2 tRNA genes and 3 rRNA genes are annotated in these 5711 nt (G+C 51.8%); all 5 read right to left on the reverse strand.

The annotated features are described in order from the left end of the window. Nucleotides 1-198: 198 nt before the first annotated feature. Nucleotides 199-311 (reverse strand): 5S ribosomal RNA (gene rrf / locus B9A19_RS21865). 153 nt (nucleotides 312-464) lie between these two features. Next, nucleotides 465-3355, reverse strand: a 23S ribosomal RNA gene (locus B9A19_RS21870). 274 nt (nucleotides 3356-3629) lie between these two features. Then, nucleotides 3630-3702 (reverse strand) — tRNA-Ala (locus B9A19_RS21880). A 12-nt stretch (nucleotides 3703-3714) separates the two neighbouring features. Next, nucleotides 3715-3791, reverse strand: a tRNA-Ile gene (locus tag B9A19_RS21885). Between the two features lie 90 nt (nucleotides 3792-3881). Beyond that, nucleotides 3882-5415: ribosomal RNA gene (locus tag B9A19_RS21890) — 16S ribosomal RNA — on the reverse strand. Together the 16S, 23S and 5S rRNA genes with 2 tRNA genes alongside form the textbook arrangement of a ribosomal RNA operon. Nucleotides 5416-5711 lie beyond the last annotated feature (296 nt).

A 5711-nucleotide genomic window follows, 5' to 3' on the forward strand; every position in this document is an offset into this window, starting at 1 on the left:
TGATTCACCAAACGAAGTAACGGTAAACAACAAACCTATCGTATTGCCGGACATGCCCTCTCCTGCTGGTGCGCACGGCACCGGTGTATCCCTTTGAATGCACGCATTTTACCACGCCGTCACCCCACCCCGGCAGGTGTACGTTTCTCACCCACAAAGCAAAAACCCCCTGCCTTGGGCAGGGGGTTTGCATGGGGAGTCTGGCGATGTCCTACTTTCACACGGGTATCCGCACTATCATCGGCGCTAAGTCGTTTCACGGTCCTGTTCGGGATGGGAAGGCGTGGGGCCAACTCGCTATGGTCGCCAGACGTAACTGGTTGAGTTACGACTGTTAGTCATGACTCTGATTCGATAGAAGAAGCATACTGCTTTGGTCTCGTGCTACGCACGCTACCCTCAAATTCATTTTTCGGTTCGATTGTTCTTGCAAACAACACCTGACGCAACGCGCCTCAGGTTATAGGATCAAGCCGCACGGGCAATTAGTATCGGTTAGCTTAACGCATTACTGCGCTTCCACACCCGACCTATCAACGTGGTGGTCTTCCACGACCCTTTAGAAGGCTCAAGGCCTTAGGGAAATCTCATCTCGAGGCTAGTTTCGCGCTTAGATGCTTTCAGCGCTTATCTATTCCGCATTTAGCTACCCGGCGATACCACTGGCGTGATAACCGGTACACCAGAGATGCGTCCACTCCGGTCCTCTCGTACTAGGAGCAGCCCCCCTCAAATTTCCAACGCCCACTGCAGATAGGGACCAAACTGTCTCACGACGTTTTGAACCCAGCTCACGTACCACTTTAAATGGCGAACAGCCATACCCTTGGGACCGGCTACAGCCCCAGGATGTGATGAGCCGACATCGAGGTGCCAAACTCCGCCGTCGATGTGAACTCTTGGGCGGAATCAGCCTGTTATCCCCGGAGTACCTTTTATCCGTTGAGCGATGGCCCTTCCATTCAGAACCACCGGATCACTATGTCCTGCTTTCGCACCTGCTCGACTTGTCGGTCTCGCAGTCAAGCCACCTTGTGCCATTACACTATCAGTACGATGTCCGACCGTACCTAGGTGACCTTCGAGCTCCTCCGTTACACTTTGGGAGGAGACCGCCCCAGTCAAACTGCCTACCATACACGGTCCCCGATCCGGATTACGGACCAAGGTTAGAACCTCAAAGGGGTCAGGGTGGTATTTCAAGGACGGCTCCATGAGAACTAGCGTCCTCACTTCAAAGCCTCCCACCTATCCTACACAAACCACTTCAAAGTCCAATGTAAAGCTACAGTAAAGGTTCACGGGGTCTTTCCGTCTAGCAGCGGGGAGATTGCATCTTCACAAACATTTCAACTTCGCTGAGTCTCAGGAGGAGACAGTGTGGCCATCGTTACGCCATTCGTGCGGGTCGGAACTTACCCGACAAGGAATTTCGCTACCTTAGGACCGTTATAGTTACGGCCGCCGTTTACTGGGGCTTCGATCAAGAGCTTGCACCCCATCACTTAACCTTCCAGCACCGGGCAGGCGTCACACCCTATACGTCGACTTTCGTCTTTGCAGAGTGCTGTGTTTTTGATAAACAGTCGCAGCCACCTTTTCACTGCAACCACTTCGAGCTCCACGAGCAAGTCGCTTCACCCTACAGTGGCACACCTTCTCCCGAAGTTACGGTGTCAATTTGCCGAGTTCCTTCTCCTGAGTTCTCTCAAGCACCTTAGAATTCTCATCCTGCCCACCAGTGTCGGTTTGCGGTACGGTCAATTCTTGGCTGAAGCTTAGTGGCTTTTCCTGGAAGCTTAGGATCAATCACTTCGGTCTCAATGAGACCTCGTCGTCACGCCTCAGTGTTAACAGGGATCCGGATTTGCCTAAACCCCCCACCTACACGCTTAAACCGGGACTTCCAACACCCGGCTGACCTACCTTTCTCCGTCCCCACATCGCACCAAGAATCGGTACAGGAATATTAACCTGTTTTCCATCGACTACGCTTTTCAGCCTCGCCTTAGGGGCCGACTCACCCTACGCCGATTAACGTTGCGTAGGAAACCTGGGGCTTTCGGTGAACGGGCTTTTCACCCGTTTTAACGCTACTCATGTCAGCATTCGCACTTCCGATACCTCCAGCAGCCTTTACAAGCCACCTTCACAGGCGTACGGAACGCTCCCCTACCATATGTGTAAACACATATCCGCAGCTTCGGTTCATAGTTTGAGCCCCGTTACATCTTCCGCGCAGGACGACTCGACCAGTGAGCTATTACGCTTTCTTTAAATGATGGCTGCTTCTAAGCCAACATCCTGGCTGTCTATGCCTTCCCACCTCGTTTTCCACTTAACTATGCATTTGGGACCTTAGCTGGCGGTCTGGGTTGTTTCCCTCTTGACACCGGACGTTAGCACCCGATGTCTGTCTCCCAAGCTCGCACTTGACGGTATTCAGAGTTTGCCATGGTTTGGTAAGTCGCGATGACCCCCTAGCCATAACAGTGCTTTACCCCCGTCAGTGATACTTGAGGCACTACCTAAATAGTTTTCGGGGAGAACCAGCTATTTCCAAGTTTGTTTAGCCTTTCACCCCTATCCACAGCTCATCCCCTAGTTTTGCAACACTAGTGGGTTCGGACCTCCAGTGCGTGTTACCGCACCTTCATCCTGGCCATGGATAGATCACTTGGTTTCGGGTCTACGCCCAGCAACTGAACGCCCTATTCGGACTCGGTTTCCCTACGCCTCCCCTATTCGGTTAAGCTTGCTACTGAACGTAAGTCGCTGACCCATTATACAAAAGGTACGCAGTCACGGAACAAGTCCGCTCCCACTGTTTGTATGCATCCGGTTTCAGGTTCTATTTCACTCCCCTCCCGGGGTTCTTTTCGCCTTTCCCTCACGGTACTGGTTCACTATCGGTCGATTACGAGTATTTAGCCTTGGAGGATGGTCCCCCCATATTCAGACAGGATTTCTCGTGTCCCGCCCTACTTGTCGTACGCTTAGTACCACCATTGTGTTTTCACCTACGGGGCTATCACCCGCTATGGCCAGCCTTTCCATACTGTTCGGTTAACACAACGACTATCACGTACAGGCTCTTCCCATTTCGCTCGCCACTACTTTGGGAATCTCGGTTGATTTCTTTTCCTTCGGCTACTTAGATGTTTCAGTTCGCCGAGTTCGCTTCACATGACCTATGTATTCAGTCATGGATACACCAAAAGGTGTGGGTTTCCCCATTCGGATACGTCCGGATCAAAGCTCCATTGCCAGCTCCCCGAACCTTTTCGCAGGCTTGCGCGTCCTTCATCGCCTGTAATCGCCAAGGCATCCACCAGATGCACTTATTCGCTTGATCCTATAACCTCAAACACGTCAAGGTCATAGCATGTTTGCATGCTTCAGAACGGCGTTATACGCTCTTCCGCATTCGATACAATCAAACCCAAAAAACTTAAATTTGAGTCTTGCTTCTTCTATCTTGTTAAAGATCAAAATACAGAGTTTTCACTCGTCCAACTGAAGCAGTCAGAACACAATATTTTGCAATCGCAAAATACTGACTTCTGGATACTTGCAAGTTACTGGTTGGTTTGGTTTCTCACCATGCAGTGATGGCTCACCGCAAGGTGTGGAGGTTGACGGGATCGAACCGACGACCCCCTGCTTGCAAAGCAGGTGCTCTCCCAACTGAGCTAAACCCCCATCGTAGAAACCTGGTGGGTCAGATAGGAATCGAACCTATGACCCCCGCCTTATCAAGACGGTGCTCTAACCGACTGAGCTACTGACCCAGCTTCCAACCGAGTCGCAGCCAAGCCGCGTCTCCGTATCTTTAAAATCTACAGCCGATGAGTGTGAGTACTTGAATCAGACTTTCTCTGAAAGGAGGTGATCCAGCCGCAGGTTCCCCTACGGCTACCTTGTTACGACTTCACCCCAGTCATGAATCCTACCGTGGTAACCGGGCTCCCGAAGGTTACCCTAGCTACTTCTGGTAAAACCCACTCCCATGGTGTGACGGGCGGTGTGTACAAGGCCCGGGAACGTATTCACCGCGACATGCTGATCCGCGATTACTAGCGATTCCGACTTCATGCACTCGAGTTGCAGAGTGCAATCCGGACTACGATCGGTTTTATGAGATTGGCTCCCCCTCGCGGGTTGGCGACCCTCTGTACCGACCATTGTATGACGTGTGAAGCCCTGGTCATAAGGGCCATGAGGACTTGACGTCATCCCCACCTTCCTCCGGTTTGTCACCGGCAGTCCCATTAAAGTGCTCAACTGAATGGTAGCAACTAATGGCAAGGGTTGCGCTCGTTGCGGGACTTAACCCAACATCTCACGACACGAGCTGACGACAGCCATGCAGCACCTGTGTTCGAGTTCCTTGCGGCACTCCCGAGTCTCTTCGGGATTCTCGACATGTCAAGACCAGGTAAGGTTTTTCGCGTTGCATCGAATTAATCCACATCATCCACCGCTTGTGCGGGCCCCCGTCAATTCCTTTGAGTTTTAATCTTGCGACCGTACTCCCCAGGCGGTCTACTTCTCGCGTTAGCTGCGTTACTAAGGACCGAAATCCCCAACAACTAGTAGACATCGTTTAGGGCGTGGACTACCAGGGTATCTAATCCTGTTTGCTCCCCACGCTTTCGTGCATGAGTGTCAGTATCAGCCCAGGGGGTTGCCTTCGCCATCGGTGTTCCTCCACATCTCTACGCATTTCACTGCTACACGTGGAATTCCACCCCCCTCTGCCGTACTCTAGCGAGCCAGTCACAATCGCAGTTCCCAGGTTGAGCCCGGGGATTTCACGACTGTCTTAACAAGCCACCTGCGCACGCTTTACGCCCAGTAATTCCGATTAACGCTTGCACCCTACGTATTACCGCGGCTGCTGGCACGTAGTTAGCCGGTGCTGATTCTTCCGGTACTGTCATCCCCAGCCTTTATTAGAGACTAGGATTTCCTCCCGGACAAAAGGGCTTTACAACCCGAAGGCCTTCTTCACCCACGCGGAATTGCTGGATCAGACTTTCGTCCATTGTCCAAGATTCCCCACTGCTGCCTCCCGTAGGAGTCTGGGCCGTGTCTCAGTCCCAGTGTGGCGGGTCGTCCTCTCAGACCCGCTACTGATCGTCGCCTTGGTAGGCTTTTACCCTACCAACTAGCTAATCAGGCATCGGCCGCTCCAATAACGTGAGGTCTTGCGATCCCCCACTTTCCCCCTCAGGGCGTATGCGGTATTAGCACTCCTTTCGGAGAGTTATCCCCCATTACTGGGTACGTTCCGATGTATTACTCACCCGTTCGCCACTAACTTGTGGAGCAAGCCCCACAAGTCCGTTCGACTTGCATGTGTAAAGCATTCCGCCAGCGTTCAATCTGAGCCAGGATCAAACTCTTTAGTTCAATCTCTGTTACTACTTTTCGCGCTCACAAAACTCAAGAAATCAACAAAGTTGTACTTTGTTTCTTTCTGTCTTAGTGCGAGCACTTGATGTCTTCTTCAAGCACTCACACTCATCGGCTGTAATTTGTTAAAGATCGTTTGCTGCGCCACCGGAAAACTCTGCTAAACTCTTCGTTTCGCTTCGTCTTTCGCTGTGTCTGCAGCGGAGAAACCGAAATATACGCACCCCCTCTGAAGTCGTCAACACTTCAACGCAAAATTCTTCACCTAAACCACTAAGTCATTGATCTGTAAC

This window comes from Andreprevotia lacus DSM 23236, from assembly GCF_900176275.1.
In the GTDB taxonomy this organism is placed as follows: domain Bacteria; phylum Pseudomonadota; class Gammaproteobacteria; order Burkholderiales; family Chitinibacteraceae; genus Andreprevotia; species Andreprevotia lacus.